13 protein-coding genes are annotated in these 14133 nt (G+C 61.7%); 7 read left to right on the top strand and 6 right to left on the bottom strand.

The genetic code is table 11. The features are described from left to right. The first annotated feature begins 39 nt into the window (after positions 1-39). The 5 genes from KY379_RS20375 (at position 40) to fabB (ending at position 6970) form a co-directional block, all read left to right on the top strand. A complete protein-coding gene (locus tag KY379_RS20375; RefSeq protein ID WP_196172646.1) occupies positions 40-2196 on the top strand; it encodes a TonB-dependent receptor plug domain-containing protein in 2157 nt (718 codons plus the stop codon). Then, a complete protein-coding gene (locus tag KY379_RS20370) occupies positions 2196-3086 on the top strand; it encodes an ABC transporter substrate-binding protein (RefSeq protein WP_133331413.1) in 891 nt (296 codons plus the stop codon). Before KY379_RS20375 ends, KY379_RS20370 begins: the two co-directional genes overlap by 1 nt. Then, complete coding sequence (locus KY379_RS20365) at positions 3083-5011, top strand: response regulator (protein ID WP_196172644.1); 1929 nt, start codon at positions 3083-3085, stop codon at positions 5009-5011. The genes KY379_RS20370 and KY379_RS20365 overlap by 4 nt, the downstream gene beginning before the upstream one ends. 211 nt (positions 5012-5222) lie before the next feature. Then, positions 5223-5738, top strand: a complete 516-nt coding sequence (gene fabA / locus KY379_RS20360; RefSeq protein WP_008089108.1) for a 3-hydroxyacyl-[acyl-carrier-protein] dehydratase FabA — start codon at positions 5223-5225, stop codon at positions 5736-5738. An 11-nt stretch (positions 5739-5749) separates the two neighbouring features. Continuing rightward, entirely contained in the window at positions 5750-6970 is a 1221-nt protein-coding gene (gene fabB, locus KY379_RS20355) for a beta-ketoacyl-ACP synthase I (RefSeq protein WP_133331417.1), read from the top strand. Positions 6971-7065: 95 nt separating this feature from the next. Here fabB and KY379_RS20350 read toward each other — a convergent pair whose 3' ends face one another. Beyond that, complete coding sequence (locus KY379_RS20350) at positions 7066-8070, bottom strand: amidohydrolase family protein (protein WP_261241191.1); 1005 nt, start codon at positions 8068-8070, stop codon at positions 7066-7068. A 115-nt stretch (positions 8071-8185) separates the two neighbouring features. Between KY379_RS20350 and KY379_RS20345 the strand changes: the two genes are divergently transcribed. Further along, a complete protein-coding gene (locus KY379_RS20345; RefSeq protein ID WP_196172642.1) occupies positions 8186-9049 on the top strand; it encodes a pirin family protein in 864 nt (287 codons plus the stop codon). Positions 9050-9079: 30 nt separating this feature from the next. On the opposite strand, the gene KY379_RS20340 is transcribed toward KY379_RS20345, so the two are convergent. The 4 genes from KY379_RS20340 to KY379_RS20325 form a co-directional block, all read right to left on the bottom strand. Further along, positions 9080-9805 (bottom strand): dienelactone hydrolase family protein, encoded by a 726-nt coding sequence (locus KY379_RS20340; RefSeq protein WP_261241192.1) that lies wholly within the window; start codon positions 9803-9805, stop codon positions 9080-9082. A gap of 76 nt (positions 9806-9881) precedes the next feature. Further along, the gene (htpG, locus tag KY379_RS20335; protein ID WP_261241193.1) at positions 9882-11786 is read right to left on the bottom strand and encodes a molecular chaperone HtpG; all 1905 of its coding nucleotides are present in this window, start codon (positions 11784-11786) and stop codon (positions 9882-9884) included. Positions 11787-11856: 70 nt separating this feature from the next. Beyond that, the gene (locus KY379_RS20330) at positions 11857-12339 is read right to left on the bottom strand and encodes a PaaI family thioesterase (protein ID WP_261241194.1); all 483 of its coding nucleotides are present in this window, start codon (positions 12337-12339) and stop codon (positions 11857-11859) included. Further along, positions 12336-12812, bottom strand: coding sequence for a PaaI family thioesterase (locus KY379_RS20325; RefSeq protein WP_133331429.1), 477 nt, complete (start codon positions 12810-12812; stop codon positions 12336-12338). The genes KY379_RS20330 and KY379_RS20325 overlap by 4 nt, the downstream gene beginning before the upstream one ends. Before the next feature lie 166 nt (positions 12813-12978). Here KY379_RS20325 and KY379_RS20320 point away from each other — a divergent pair, with 166 nt between their 5' ends. After that, on the top strand, positions 12979-13254 hold the full coding sequence (locus KY379_RS20320) for a hypothetical protein (protein WP_133331431.1): 276 nt from the start codon (positions 12979-12981) through the stop codon (positions 13252-13254). Positions 13255-13323: 69 nt separating this feature from the next. On the opposite strand, the gene KY379_RS20315 is transcribed toward KY379_RS20320, so the two are convergent. Further along, positions 13324-14070, bottom strand: coding sequence for a DUF599 domain-containing protein (locus KY379_RS20315; RefSeq protein ID WP_133331433.1), 747 nt, complete (start codon positions 14068-14070; stop codon positions 13324-13326). Between the last annotated feature and the right edge of the window lie 63 nt (positions 14071-14133).

The raw sequence follows: 14133 nt of genomic DNA, 5'->3' as shown, positions 1-14133 counted from the left end.
CAACAGCGATCACTGGCAAAAGCCGTCGGGTCGGTTAACATGCCTGACTCACAACCGAAACAAGGCCGTACCGTGTTTCCTGGCACGCCCCCGTATCCTCGTCTGCTGTTATTGACCGCGCTGCTCGGCGGCCCGGTCATGGCCGATGATTTGTTCATCGACAACACCGACCTGCCCCAGGTTCTGACCGCCACGCGGCTCAAGCAATCCCCGGCGGCGGTGCCGGGGAGCATGACCGTGCTCGACAGCCAACTGATCCGCGCCAGCGGCGCGCGTGACATCCCGGAGCTGTTGCGCCTGGTACCGGGCATGATGATCGGCTACGGGGCCGGCAACCAGGCGACAGTGAACTACCACGGCAGCAACGTCAGCGAAGCCCGACGCATGCAGGTGCTGATCGACGGCCGTTCCGTGTATCGCGCCGGCCTGGCCACGGTGGACTGGAGCGACATTCCGGTCGCCATGGAGGACATCGAGCGCATCGAGGTCTTCCGCGGCCCCAACACCGTCAGTTACGGCGCCAACGCCCTGATGGCGGTGGTCAACATCCTGACCCGCAATCCGGCCGACAGCCATGGCACGCGCATGAAGCTCACCCGGGGCGAGGATGGCATCAACGACTATTACCTCAGCCACGGCTTCGGCTGGGACGGCGGCGACCTGCGCCTGTCGGTGTCGGGCCAACAGGACGACGGTTTCGACCAGGATCAGTTCGGCAACGACTACCGCGACAGCCGCCGCCTGAACCGCGTCAACCTGAGTGTCAGCCATAACCTGGCCCCAGACCAGACCCTGGAATGGCAGCTGGCGGCCAAGGAAGGCAGCAACCAGCGGCCCTACACCTACCAACCGGTGTTCGGCAACTATCAGGCCGGCAACGACGCCGACGTCAACGCCAAAGACTACGCCGGTTCGGTACGCTGGAACATCGACTTCAATCCCGAACACAGCCTTTATGTGCAAGGCTCGGCGCAACACTTCGACCGCCAGCAGGTCTGGCGCGCCTGCGATGCCGCGCTGGCGTTCAGCCCCGAACTGACCCGGCTGTGGCAAATGAACCCGAACCTCGCCGAAAAGGTTGCCCGCAATGCCGGCGCGCCACCTGCCGGCAGCAACCCGGTCGAGCAAGGGCTGATCGACGCGATCAGCCAACAGTGGAACAACCCGGGTAGCGACCTCAATGGCAAGCAGACCATCTGCGGCGACGTCGACCAGAGCACCCGCGAGACCCGCTACGACCTGGAAATCCAGGATACGCTCAGCCTGACCGATAGTCTGCGGCTGCTCAGTGGCATGAATTATCGCTATGATCGCGCCGATTCGCAGACCTACTTCAACGGCAGTATCGACGATCAGACCTGGCGCCTGTTCGGTCAACTGGAGTGGCGTGCCGACGAGCACTGGATCGTCCAGGGCGGCGCCATGTTCGAGGATTCGCGCCTGTCCGGCAGCTCACTCACCCCGCGCATGGCGGTGAACTACCTGATAACCCCGCGCCATGGCTTGCGCGCGGTGTATTCCGAAGCCATCCGCTCGCCGGACATGTTCGAGAACAACGTCAACTGGAGTTACACGGTCAAGAACCTCACGCCCAACCTGTATGGTCTCCACGATGGTCAATACTTCGTCAAGACCCGTGGGCCGGGCGACCTCGATCAGGAACGCATGCGCTCGCGCGAGCTGGGTTACAACGGCTCGTTCAGCGACATCGACCTGAACATGGATGTAAAGCTGTTCTACGACGAGATCACAGGAATGATCAGCGAGCCCCTGAAGAACAACCAGTACATAGCAAGTAACAGCAACAAAGCCCGTTTCAGCGGCAGCGAAGCCCAACTGGATTGGCGGGCGACGCGGCGCGACCGCCTGCGCCTGACCTACGCCTACGTCGATGCCTGGGCCAGTAACGCCGACGACAGTCGCCTCACCGCGCGCAACAGCGGCTCGGCCGGGTGGATGCGCGAATGGGACGATAACTGGTCGAGTGCACTGTTCTATTACGGCAGCGATGCCCTCAATGGCTACCGCTACGAGCGCGTCGACCTGCGCGTGGCCAAGCGCTTCCGGATCCAGGGCAGCAATCTGGAGCTGGCCGCGCTGTGGCAACAGCGCCTGGACGACGAGCCGACCACACTGGTACAGAATCGCTACGACAGCCGCCACCGCCTGAGCATCAGTGCGGAGCTGGAATTCTGATGCTGCGCCTGCTGCACCTGCTGTTGTTCTGTCTATGGCCACTGGGCACGCTGTCGGCCAGCGAAATCCTGCTGGTCGGAGCAGAGGACCAGGCGGGCATCCGCAGCTTCGTCACCGCCCTGGCCGACCGGCGTCAGCACGACCAGGTGCGTTTCATGCCTCTGGCGGAGCTTCCGCGCCCCAGTCAGCTCAAGGCCGACACTCGCCTGGTGCTGCTCGACAATGCCGCGCTGGACTGGCGCTTGGGCGAAACCGCCGGGCCACCCGCCCTGGCCATGCGCATCAGCCGGGTACAGGCGCAGCAACGCCTGGGAAAGTCGCGTCCCGGGCACTTGACGCTGCTGTGGAGCGACCCACCCCTGGCACGGCAACTGCGCCTGACTCGCTACCTGCTCCCGCAGGCCCAGCGCATCGGTGTGCTGTACGGTCAACACAGCCAGTTCCTGCTCGACGAACTGCGCCAGGCCGCCCGGCCACTGGGCCTGGAAATCGTCGCCCAGGACTGGCCCGACCTGCGCGACAGCCGTCCGCTGCATGACCTGCTGGCGAACAGCGACGTGCTGTTGGGGCTCGACGACCCGGACCTGTACAACTCGAAGACGGCGAAGAACCTCTTGCTCAGCAGCTATAGCCGGCAGATGGCCCTGATCGGCCCCAACGTCGGATTCGTCCGCGCTGGCGCCCTGGCCAGCACCTACAGCGATCAGGACGACTGGCTGGCAGTACTCGACCGATTGCTCGATCAGCCCCCCGCACGCTGGCCGCGCAGCCTCTACCCGACGCGCTTCGGCGTCAGTGGCAATCAACAAGTCGCCCGAGCCCTGGGCCTGGAGCCGATCGATTCGAATGCCGCCGCCAAGGCCCTGGCCGATGGAGCCCCCCTGCCATGAGCAAACGCCTTAGCTGGGACATCCACACCCGCACCCAGATCATCAGCCTGGGGCCTGCGCTGCTGCTGACCCTGCTGCTGATCAGTTTTTTCACCTTCGTACGCATCCAGGACTTACGCCAGGAGCTCAACCACACCGGGCAACTGATCGCCAACCAACTGGCGCCGGCGTCCGAATACGGGGTGATTTCGGGCAACAACGAGGTCCTCGAGGGGTTGATGCGTGCCACCTTGAGCATCCCCCATGTGCGCTTCCTCGAGGTACAGGACAGCCGCAACCATATCCTCGTGTATGTCGAACAGTCGAACGAGAGCGCGAACCGCGCCCAACGCGTGGAAGTGTTCCAGGCGCCGATCCGCCTGCAGCAGATCCGCCTGGACAGCGACTTCCTGCAGCCGGGCAAGGTATCGACGCCGGCCATCGGCGACGACTACCTCGGCCGGGTGATCGTTGGCATGTCCGACGATGCGTTCAGCCAGCGGCAGCAGGAAATCGTCATCAAGGCCGGCATCCTCGCCTTGTTCGCCCTGCTCTTCACGTTCCTTCTCGCCCGCCGCCTGGCCTTGAGCCTGGCCAAACCGATCAGCGACATGGGGCATGCGGTCAAGGCCATCCAGCAGGGTGAATACGACACCCCGCTACCGGTGGTCGACGACAGTGAGTTAGGCCACCTGGCACGCCACATCAACAACCTGGCCGCCGCCCTGGAACAGGCCAGTGCCGAACAGAAACAGGCCATCGCTCAACTGACCCAGGCACGCGAGGAGGCCGAACAGGCCAACCGTGCCAAGTCCGAATTCCTGGCCATGATGAGCCACGAACTGCGCACGCCGATGAACGGTGTCCTGGGTATGCTGCAATTGCTCGAGACGACCCAGCTGACCAGCGAGCAAGCCGATTACGCGGCCGTGGCCAGCGAGTCGACCGGGCACCTGCTCAAAGTGATCAACGACATCCTCGACTTCTCGCGCATCGAGCGCACGACCCTGGAGCTCGAACGGATCGACTTCGATCTCGTCGAACTGATCGCCAGCTGCGTGCAGTCGTTCCAGCACAGCGCCCAGCAGCGGGGGCTGGCACTGCACCTGCAACTGCCGACCGAGGCGGAGCAACCGGCAGTGGTCGGTGACCCGACGCGGATACGCCAGATCCTGCTGAACCTGATCGGCAATGCCTTGAAGTTCACCGAGCATGGCCAGGTCGAGGTGAAAGCTCACTGGCAACGGCTCGAGCCCCAGTCGCTGTGGTTCACCTGCAGTGTGTGCGATACCGGCATCGGCATCGACAGCGAACGCCTGGAGATGATGTTCGTTGCCTTCCAGCAAGCCGACAGCTCGATCTCGCGCCGCTACGGGGGTACCGGCCTGGGCTTGTCGATCGCCAGGACCCTGGCCGAGCGCATGGGCGGCAAGCTGCGTGGCGAAAGCCGAGAGGGCCTGGGCTCGACCTTTACCCTGGAAATCCCACTGGCTTTGGCCAACCCCGGCCCTACTGCGCTGCCCATGGCCATCTCTGGTGCGCCGGCCATGGCCGAGCATGGCCCGGTATTGCTGGTAGAAGACAATCCGGTCAATCAGAGCGTGATCGAAGCCATGCTGCGCAGCCTCGGTTTGCAGGTACAGGTGGCCCAGGATGGTCTCGAAGCGCTGGAGCGGGTCGGTCAACAACGCTTTGCCGCGGTCTTGATGGACTGCCGCCTGCCACATCTGGATGGCTACGAAGCCACCCGGAGGATTCGCCAATTGCCCGGCTGCCAGGCACTACCGATCATCGCGCTGACCGCCAATGCGCTGCAGGGCGATCGGGAGCGCTGCATGGCCGCCGGCATGAGCGATTACCTGAGCAAACCCTTTCGCCGTAGCGAATTGCAGCGGATACTGCAGCGCTGGCTTCCCGGCCAGGCAGCGGCGACTGGCGATAAATGATAAAGTGCGGCAGTCTTAAAGACTGGACAGGACCTATTTCGGCCCTGAAAATAGACGTTTCAGTGCACACCTGTACTTCTTTTGGCAGGTGCGCTGTGACTTTCACCACAACGCAATAGTCTACCTGTAGGCTGCCGCCCCGGGCTCATCTGTACGCCGGGCCGGCCGGGAAGATTCATCCCCTGCCACAGGGGGTTATTGAGGAGCTCGCATGACCAAACAACACGCCTTTACTCGGGAAGACCTGCTGCGCTGCAGTCGCGGTGAGCTGTTCGGCCCAGGTAATGCGCAACTGCCCGCCCCGAACATGCTGATGGTCGATCGCATCACCCACATCAGCGAAGAAGGCGGCAAGTACGGCAAAGGTGAATTGGTCGCCGAGCTGGATATCACCCCGGACCTGTGGTTCTTCGCCTGCCACTTCGAGGGTGACCCGGTGATGCCAGGCTGCCTGGGCCTCGACGCCATGTGGCAGCTGGTCGGTTTCTTCCTCGGCTGGCAAGGCCTGCCAGGCCGTGGCCGAGCGCTGGGTTCGGGCGAAGTGAAATTCTTTGGCCAGGTACTGCCCACCGCCAAGAAAGTCACCTACAACATCCACATCAAGCGCGTCCTGAAGGGCAAGCTGAACATGGCCATCGCCGATGGCTCGGTCAGCGTCGACGGCCGCGAGATCTACACTGCCGAAGGCCTGCGGGTCGGCGTGTTCACCTCCACTGACAATTTCTAAGGGTTATTCGCATGCGCCGCGTCGTTATCACTGGTCTGGGCATCGTTTCGTGCCTGGGCAATGACAAAGCTACCGTCACCGAAAACCTGCGCAACAGCCGTCCGGGTATCCGTTACAACCCGGAATACAAGGAACAGGGGCTGCGTAGCCAGGTTTCCGGCTCCATCGACCTCAACCTCGAAGAACTGATCGACCGCAAGGTCTACCGCTTCGTCGGTCACGCCGCGGCTTACGCCTACCTGGCGATGCAGGATGCGATCAAGGACGCCGGCCTGACCGAAGAACAGGTTTCCAACCCCCGTACCGGTCTGGTGGCCGGCTCCGGCGGCGCCTCGACCCTGAACCAGATGGAAGCGCTGGACACCCTGCGTGAAAAAGGCGTCAAGCGCGTCGGCCCCTACCGTGTGACCCGCACCATGGGCAGCACCGTATCGGCGTGCCTGGCCACCCCGTTCAAGATCAAGGGCATCAACTATTCGATCTCGTCGGCCTGCGCCACCTCGGCACACTGCATCGGTACCGCCCTGGAGCAGATCCAGTGGGGCAAGCAGGACATCGTCTTCGCCGGCGGCGGCGAAGAAGAGCACTGGAGCCAGTCGTTCCTGTTCGATGCCATGGGCGCCCTGTCGACCAAGCGCAACGACACCCCGGAACTGGCCTCGCGCGCCTACGACGCTGACCGTGATGGCTTCGTCATCGCTGGCGGCGGCGGCATGGTGGTGGTCGAGGAGCTGGAACACGCCCTGGCCCGTGGCGCCAAGATCTACGCCGAGATTGTCGGCTACGGCGCGACTTCCGATGGCTACGACATGGTCGCACCGAGCGGCGAAGGCGCCATCCGCTGCATGCAGCAGGCGCTGTCCACCGTCGACACCCCGATCGACTACCTGAACACCCACGGCACCTCGACTCCGGTCGGTGACGTCGCGGAGATCAAGGGTGTTCGCGAAGTGTTCGGCGACAAGGCGCCCAAGATCAGTTCGACCAAGAGCCTGTCGGGCCACTCCCTGGGCGCCGCCGGCGTGCACGAGGCGATCTACTGCCTGCTGATGATGGAAAACAACTTCATCGCCGGCTCCGCCAACATCGACGAGCTGGATCCAGAGGTCGCCGACCTGCCGATCCTGCGCAAGACCGAAGAAAACGCCAAGATCGACACGGTCATGAGCAACAGCTTCGGCTTCGGCGGCACCAACGCCACCCTGGTGCTCAAGCGCTGGGAAGGCAAGTAAGACGCTGATGCGGTAATCGAAAACGCCCCGACTGGTTCGGGGCGTTTTCGTTTGTATGGGTCAGTGCCCCGCGAAAGCACCGGCACAGACCACCATCACTTGTTGCCGGGCAGCACCGCCAGGAAATTCTCCCGCGCGACCTTGATCGCCACGTCTTCCGGCAACGCGTCCAGAAACGGCTCGAACCCGCGCATCTGCTCGCCCACGCTAGCGAAACGCCCCACCACGTCGGAACCCAGCATGAAACGCTCGGGGTACTTCTCGACCAGCGCCAGCCACTCTTTGCGCGGCTCACCCTGCTTATCCAGCAGGTAGGGCTGGAGCACGCTCCAGGACAAATCGATATACAGATTTGGATAATCCTCCAGCAAGCGAGTCAACACCGGCAGCAGAAAATCCATCTGCGTCTGGTGCCGATGGATCTCCAGGCTGCTCCCGGCATGAGCCCAGATGAAACGAGTATGCGGATGGTTACGTAGAGGCTCCTCGATCTCGGCCAGGTACAACGGATTGCGCTCACGCTTGGAGGTGATGTTGGAGTGCAGCAATACCGGCAGGTCACGTTCAGCGGCCAGGTGGTAGATGCGGGTCATGGCCTCATTGTTGGCGCGCGGTGTATCACCACTGGTGAGGGCGGTCAGGTCATCATGGCGGGTGAACACCTCGCCGATGCCCTGCCAAAGGCCAGGGTACAAATCGAGCATCCGCTCGATATGGCTGACAGCGTTCTTGTCCACCGGATTGAAACCACTCAGAAACGGGTGAAAGCGCCGGCGCTGCTGCTCAGGCAGCTTTTCCAGCGCGGCCGCCACATAGACATCGGTGGCGCTGTACCAATATGCATCGGCATCGTCTCCGGCGTAATAGCGTGGGCGCTTGGGTTCGTCCTCGTGCCACTTCTTGGCCACCGGGATACCGGAAATCATCGACTGTGCCACGCCAGCCTCATCCATGGCCTGAATCAGCGCAGGCATGCCTTCGGTTTCCTGGAAGAAGTCCACGTAGTGCAGGTGGGCGTCACTGTAGCGGTACTCGCGGGCCTGTGCGGCTTGGCACATCCAACCGCACAACAGCATGCCAGCCAGTGCTTTGACGATCATCGGAGCGTTCCTTGTGGTGGCTTTGAACAAGGTAGACCCAAGCCCAAGCGCAACGGTTCAGCATTGCCTGGCAACCCGCTATGCTGGGTGCATTTCCTCCCTGTTGGAGCCCACCATGAGCAGCCCACTGGTCATCCACCCTCGTGTCGAATCGGTCGAGGGCCAACCGATCCTGCGCCCGCTGCCTTCGGCCCAGTGCCGGAGTGTCGGCCCATTCGTGTTCTTCGATCACATGCTCGAAACCGATTACGCACCCGGCCATGGGATGGACATCCGCCAACACCCCCATATCGGCCTGTCGACCCTGACCTACCTGTTCGAAGGGACGATCCTGCACAAGGACAGCCTGGGCTCGGCGCAACATGTGTTACCCGGGGATGTGAGCTGGATGACAGCCGGCAAGGGGGTCGCGCACGTCGAGCGCACCCCAACCGACGCCCTGACCCACGGCTCTCGCCTGCATGGCCTGCAGGTATGGCTGGCGTCGCCACGGGAATTCGAACAAGGCGAGCCCAGCTACAGCCATCATCCGGCGGCGAGCTTGCCGGTCAGCGAGAACCTGGGGGTACGCATCTGCATGATCGCCGGCAATGGTTTCTGCCTGGAGTCGCCCGTACCGGTGCTCTCCCCTACCCTGTACGCCCATGTGCAGATGCAACCTGCCACTACGCTCCTGGTGCCTTGCGAACATCCACAGCGGGCACTGTACCTGCTCGACGGCGAACTGGTGCTCGATGACGAGGAGATCGAAGCCTGTAGCCTGATCGTGCTGCCTGAAGGCGAGCCAGTCAGCCTGTATGCCGAGGGGGAATGTCAGTTGGTGTTGATCGGCGGCGCGCCGCTGGATGGGCCGCGGAGGATGAACTGGAACTTCGTAGCCAGCGATCCGGAGTTGATCGAACAGGCCAGGGCGAGGTGGGCTGCGGGGGATTGGCCTGGCGTTCCAGGAGAGTCTTCGAGAATCGAGTTGCCTCGCTGAACAGGGGCCGCTTTGCGGCCCCTGGTTGCATCAGCGCTGGAACACTTCAGTCAGCAGGTTGTGCATCGAGCGGAACGCTCGCTCCGACGTGCGGCGGTCATACTGCATCTTGCCCGGCACATTGGCGTTCGGATCGGTGAACGAATGCACCGCACCGCCATAGCTGAGCAGCTGCCAGTCGACCTTGGCAGCATTCATCTCGTCCTCGAACGCCGGCAGTTGCTCCTTGGGCACCAACGGGTCGGACGCACCATGCAGCACCAACACCGAGCCTTTGATGCGCTTGGCGTCCTCAGGGTCCGGCGTATCCAGGGTGCCATGGAACGACACCGCCGCCTTCAGATCAGCACCGTCACGTGCCAGCTCCAGGGCACAGCAGCCGCCGAAGCAGAAGCCGAACGCAGCGACCTTGCCCGGCTCGAGCAATGCCTTGGACTGCCCCAGCAACTGCGCGAGGGCCTCCTGCATGCGCTTGCGCAGTTCACCACGGTCATTCTTCAACGGCATCATCGCCGCACCGGCTTCATCGGCATTGGACGGACGCACCGATTGCCCATATAGATCGGCAATCAGTACCACATAGCCCTTTTCCGCCACTTCCTTGGCAATGCGCTCGGCACCTTCACTGATACCCATCCAGTTCGGAGCCATCACCAGGCCCGGCTGCGGCATCGAGCCGGGGGTATAGACCAGGCGACTCTCGTAGGTCTTGCCGGACAGGTGATAGATCAACGATTCGACGATTACCTTGCTCATCAAGCACTCCTTAGGCGCGGTTCTTTAAACAGGCAGCCATGAAAAAAGCCCGCCGAAGCGGGCTTTCCATTTCTACTCAAGCAGACAGTTCGACCAACAGCTTGTTCAGGCGACGAACGTAAGCCGCCGGGTCTTTCAAGCTATCACCGGCCGCCAGCGCCGCCTGGTCGAAGAGGATGTGCGACAGCTCGGCGAATCGGTCTTCGCTCTGCTCGTTGTCCAGCTTCTCGATCAGCGGATGGGTCGGGTTGAATTCGAAGATCGGCTTGGAGTCCGGCACTTTCTGACCGCTCGCCTCGAGGATCTGGCGCATCTGCACGCCCAGGTCCTGTTCGCCGATCGCCAGAATCGCCGGGGAGTCGGTCAGACGATGGGAGACACGCACTTCGGCGACAGCCTCACCCAGCGCACCCTTGAGGCGCTCGACCAGGCCTTCTTTTTCCTTGGCGACTTCTTCCTGGGCCTTCTTGTCTTCTTCGGAGTCCAGGTTGCCCAGGTCCAGGTCGCCGCGGGCGACGTCGACGAACTGCTTGCCGTCGAACTCGCTCAGGTAGCTCATCAGCCACTCGTCGATGCGATCGGTCAGCAGCAGGACCTCGATGCCTTTCTTGCGGAAGACCTCCAGGTGCGGGCTGTTCTTGACTTGAGCGTAGGATTCGCCGGTGAGGTAGTAGATCTTGTCCTGGCCTTCCTTGGCGCGCGCCAGGTAATCGGCCAGCGCGACGACCTGCTCGCCGCTGTCGTCCTGAGTGGAGGCAAAGCGCAGCAGCCCGGCGATCTTTTCCTTGTTGGCGAAGTCTTCGGCCGGACCTTCCTTCAATACTTGGCCGAAGTTCTTCCAGAAACCCTTGTACTGTTCGGGTTCGTTCTTCGCCAGCTTCTCCAGCATGTCCAGTACGCGCTTGGTCAGCGCCGATTTCATCGAATCGATGATCGGATCCTTCTGCAGGATCTCGCGAGATACGTTCAGCGACAGGTCGTTGGAGTCGACCACGCCCTTGATGAAGCGCAGGTACAGGGGCAGGAACGACTCGGCCTGGTCCATGATGAACACGCGCTGCACGTACAATTTCAGGCCACGTGGCGCTTCGCGCTGGTACAGGTCGAACGGCGCGCGGGCGGGGACGTAGAGCAGCGAGTTGTATTCGAGCTTGCCTTCGACCTTGTTGTGGCTCCAGGCCAGCGGGTTTTCGAAGTCATGACCGATGTGCTTGTAGAACTCCTGGTATTCCTCGTCCTTGATTTCGGTACGCGGACGGGTCCACAGCGCACTGGCGCGGTTGACGGTTTCCCACTCTTCGGCCGGTTGCTCTTCGCCTTCGGCGGCCGCCTGCTCTTTGGGCAGCTGGATCGGCAGGGCGATGTGGTCGGAGTATTTCTTGACCACGTTGCGCAGGCGCCAGCCATCGGCGAACTCCTGCTCATCCTTTTTCAGGTGCAGGACGATGCGGGTGCCGCGTTGCGGCTTGTCGATAGTGGCGACTTCGAATTCACCTTCGCCCTTGGACGACCAGTGCACGCCCTCGGCAGCCGGCTGACCGGCACGGCGGCTATATACGTCGACCTTGTCGGCGACGATGAACGCCGAATAGAAGCCCACGCCGAACTGACCGATCAGGTGCGAGTCCTTTTTCTGGTCACCGGTTAGGTTCTTCATGAAGTCGGCGGTGCCGGACTTGGCGATGGTGCCCAGATGGGTGATGACGTCTTCGCGGCTCATGCCGATGCCGTTGTCCTCGAGGGTCACGGTACCGGCGTCCTTGTCGAAGCTCAGGCGGATCTTCAGATCGGTGTCGCCCTCAAACAGCTCGGGCTTGGCCAGGGCCTCGAAGCGCAGCTTGTCGGCGGCGTCGGAAGCGTTGGAGATCAGCTCGCGAAGGAAGATCTCCTTGTTCGAATACAGGGAATGGATCATGAGGTGAAGCAGTTGCTTCACCTCGGTCTGGAAGCCCAGGGTTTCTTTTTGAGTCTCCACACTCATGGTCTTCAAAACTCCAATCTGATGGCAGTGATCGCCTGCGGCCGCAGCGGCCTGCTTTAACGGCGGGATGTCATGCAGATGGGGGCTGCCCCGACGATTTCAAGGGCTTTTGCGGCTCGATCTTGAAATGCGCCCGTGCCGTGGCGATCGGCTCCTGGGATTCGCCCTGCCAGGCGGTGACGGCGACATTGGTCACGCGCCGGCCTTGGCGCCACAACTGGCACTGGGCGTAGGTGTCTCTCAGGTGGCCGGCGCGCAGGTAGTCGATGGAGAAATCGATGATCTTGGGAATGCTCACACTGTCGCTGTAGATCAACAGATACAGTTCGGCGGCAAGCTCCATGAAGCCCGCGATCACGCCTCCGTGCAGGGCCGGCAGCAACGGGTTGCCGACGTTGTCCGGACTGGCTGGCAGGCGGAACAGCAGGTCGTCGCCCTGGCGCTGGCATTCGATACCGATCAGACCCGCATAGGGGATCAACGCCAGCAGTGGCCGGTAGTCACCCTTGGCATGGGCCCGGTTGAGCTGTTGGCGTAACGCTGCGTCCATCATGCGTCATCCTCCTTGAGCCGCGCGCCAAAGCCGAGTCCGCCGCGCACGTCCTGGCCCAGGCGCATGAAGGTGCCGACCACCTGGCAGACTGGGCGCGCCGGGTCATCCTGGTAGGCACTGCCGCGCGTGAAGATCACATCGCGGGTCACCCGATAGCAATGGGCATGGGCGAAGATATCCTTGCCCTGCTGCGCGGGGTGCATGAAATCGATACGCAGGTCGAGGGTCGGGCAGACCTCGAAACGTGGCAGCGCACACAGTGTGGCCATGCCGCAGGTGGTATCCATCAGGGTGCTCAGGGCGCCGCCATGCACAGCGCCGGTCTGCGGATTGCCAACGATATGCGGCGACCATGGCAGCACCAGGGTCATGCCGTCGGCATCGGCGTGGGCTACGCGCATGCGCAGTAACTGACAATGTTTCAGTGCACCGAGAAATCGCTCGGCCATGGCCATCAAACTTGTTGTATTCATGCGGACACTTCCCTGGTTGCATCGGACCCTGCTTACGAAGCTGCATAAAACCTGAAAAAAGTCTATATAGGATAGGACGTTATATATTTGTAATTTTTCCGGAACTAATGCCGTATCCTATAGCTCCAAGGATCAAGTCAATTATTCCACCAAGGAGAAACACCCCATGCGTAAACCTTTTGCTTTTGCTCTGATGCTGGCCGCTGCCATGGGTCTGGCCGCTTGCGATAAAGCGAGCGAAGACAAAGCCCAGGACGCACAGGAACACGCCGAGCAGGCCCAGGAAAAGATGGGTGAAGCTCAGGATAAAATGAACGACGCTGCCAAGGAAAACGCCGAAGCCGCCAAAGATCAGGCTGAAGCTGAGCAAAAAGCTGCCGAGGAAGCTGCTCCGGCAACGCCAGCTCCAGAAACTGCCCCGGCCGAGCCTGCCAAGCAGTAACAGAGCGCCGCACAAAAAACCCGACTCAGGTCGGGTTTTTTTATGCCTCGGGTATTTCGGTTAAACGTTTCAGGCATTGCTACCCGCGGTATCGCGCGGTACATCCGATACATGTTCCGTCGGCGTGAATACCATCACTTCCAGCACATCGGAATGAAACTCACGGCGATACAGGATCAGCACTACCCCAACACTCACCACCATGAACAACCATGGGCTGATGAACCAGGTCAACATGGCCATGCCGAAGTAGTAAGAGCGCAAACCGAAGTTGAACTGGTTAGCCGCCAGCGACAATACTCGCGCCGCCCGCGAGGCGAATGCCTTGCGCTCCAGCTCATTGACCAAACGCTCGCCAATCATCGGTGCAGACCCCACCAGCACTGCAGCGAAATTGTATTGACGCATACACCAGCTGAAGGTGAAGAAGGCATAGACGAATACCATGGCCAGGCACAGCAACTTGATCTCCGACATACCCTGCGAAGCCTGCTGCACCAAAGGCAGGTCCGCCAGCAACGACAGCGCCCGGTCGGATGCGCCCAGCACCGTAAGGATACCCGCCAGGATGATCAGGGTGCTGGAGGCGAAGAACGAAGCGTTACGTTCGAGGTTGCCTATCACGCTGGCGTCGGCGATACGGTTGTCACGCAGCAGCATGCGGCGCATCCAGTCCTCTCGATACAGATGCAGGACGCTGGCCAGGCATGCCGTGTCGCGGCCTTTCCAGATGGCGTAACGGGTATACCCGCCCCAACACAGGGCGAACCAGCAGACGGCCAGGAAATTGTGGAGGTTGCTTTGGATGAAGTTCATGCAGGATCCTCGAGGGTCAGGCGCACATATCGACGAGTGACCGCCTTTCGACGTTTGATGAAA

Source organism: Pseudomonas sp. HD6422 (genome assembly GCF_025377065.1).
In the GTDB taxonomy this organism is placed as follows: domain Bacteria; phylum Pseudomonadota; class Gammaproteobacteria; order Pseudomonadales; family Pseudomonadaceae; genus Aquipseudomonas; species Aquipseudomonas putida_U.
The sequence above is the reverse complement of the archived record's forward strand: the minus strand, read 5'-3'. Positions and strand labels throughout refer to the sequence as shown.

What these genes read in the sequence shown, in the direction of transcription:
- KY379_RS20375 (WP_196172646.1), top strand. Translation starts at nt 40, where the DNA reads ATGCCTGACTCACAACCGAAACAAGGCCGTACCGTGTTTCCTGGCACG.
- KY379_RS20370 (WP_133331413.1), top strand. Translation starts at nt 2,196, where the DNA reads ATGCTGCGCCTGCTGCACCTGCTGTTGTTCTGTCTATGGCCACTGGGC.
- KY379_RS20365 (WP_196172644.1), top strand. Translation starts at nt 3,083, where the DNA reads ATGAGCAAACGCCTTAGCTGGGACATCCACACCCGCACCCAGATCATC.
- fabA (WP_008089108.1), top strand. Translation starts at nt 5,223, where the DNA reads ATGACCAAACAACACGCCTTTACTCGGGAAGACCTGCTGCGCTGCAGT.
- fabB (WP_133331417.1), top strand. Translation starts at nt 5,750, where the DNA reads ATGCGCCGCGTCGTTATCACTGGTCTGGGCATCGTTTCGTGCCTGGGC.
- KY379_RS20350 (WP_261241191.1), bottom strand. Translation starts at nt 8,070, where the DNA reads ATGATCGTCAAAGCACTGGCTGGCATGCTGTTGTGCGGTTGGATGTGC.
- KY379_RS20345 (WP_196172642.1), top strand. Translation starts at nt 8,186, where the DNA reads ATGAGCAGCCCACTGGTCATCCACCCTCGTGTCGAATCGGTCGAGGGC.
- KY379_RS20340 (WP_261241192.1), bottom strand. Translation starts at nt 9,805, where the DNA reads ATGAGCAAGGTAATCGTCGAATCGTTGATCTATCACCTGTCCGGCAAG.
- htpG (WP_261241193.1), bottom strand. Translation starts at nt 11,786, where the DNA reads ATGAGTGTGGAGACTCAAAAAGAAACCCTGGGCTTCCAGACCGAGGTG.
- KY379_RS20330 (WP_261241194.1), bottom strand. Translation starts at nt 12,339, where the DNA reads ATGATGGACGCAGCGTTACGCCAACAGCTCAACCGGGCCCATGCCAAG.
- KY379_RS20325 (WP_133331429.1), bottom strand. Translation starts at nt 12,812, where the DNA reads ATGAATACAACAAGTTTGATGGCCATGGCCGAGCGATTTCTCGGTGCA.
- KY379_RS20320 (WP_133331431.1), top strand. Translation starts at nt 12,979, where the DNA reads ATGCGTAAACCTTTTGCTTTTGCTCTGATGCTGGCCGCTGCCATGGGT.
- KY379_RS20315 (WP_133331433.1), bottom strand. Translation starts at nt 14,070, where the DNA reads ATGAACTTCATCCAAAGCAACCTCCACAATTTCCTGGCCGTCTGCTGG.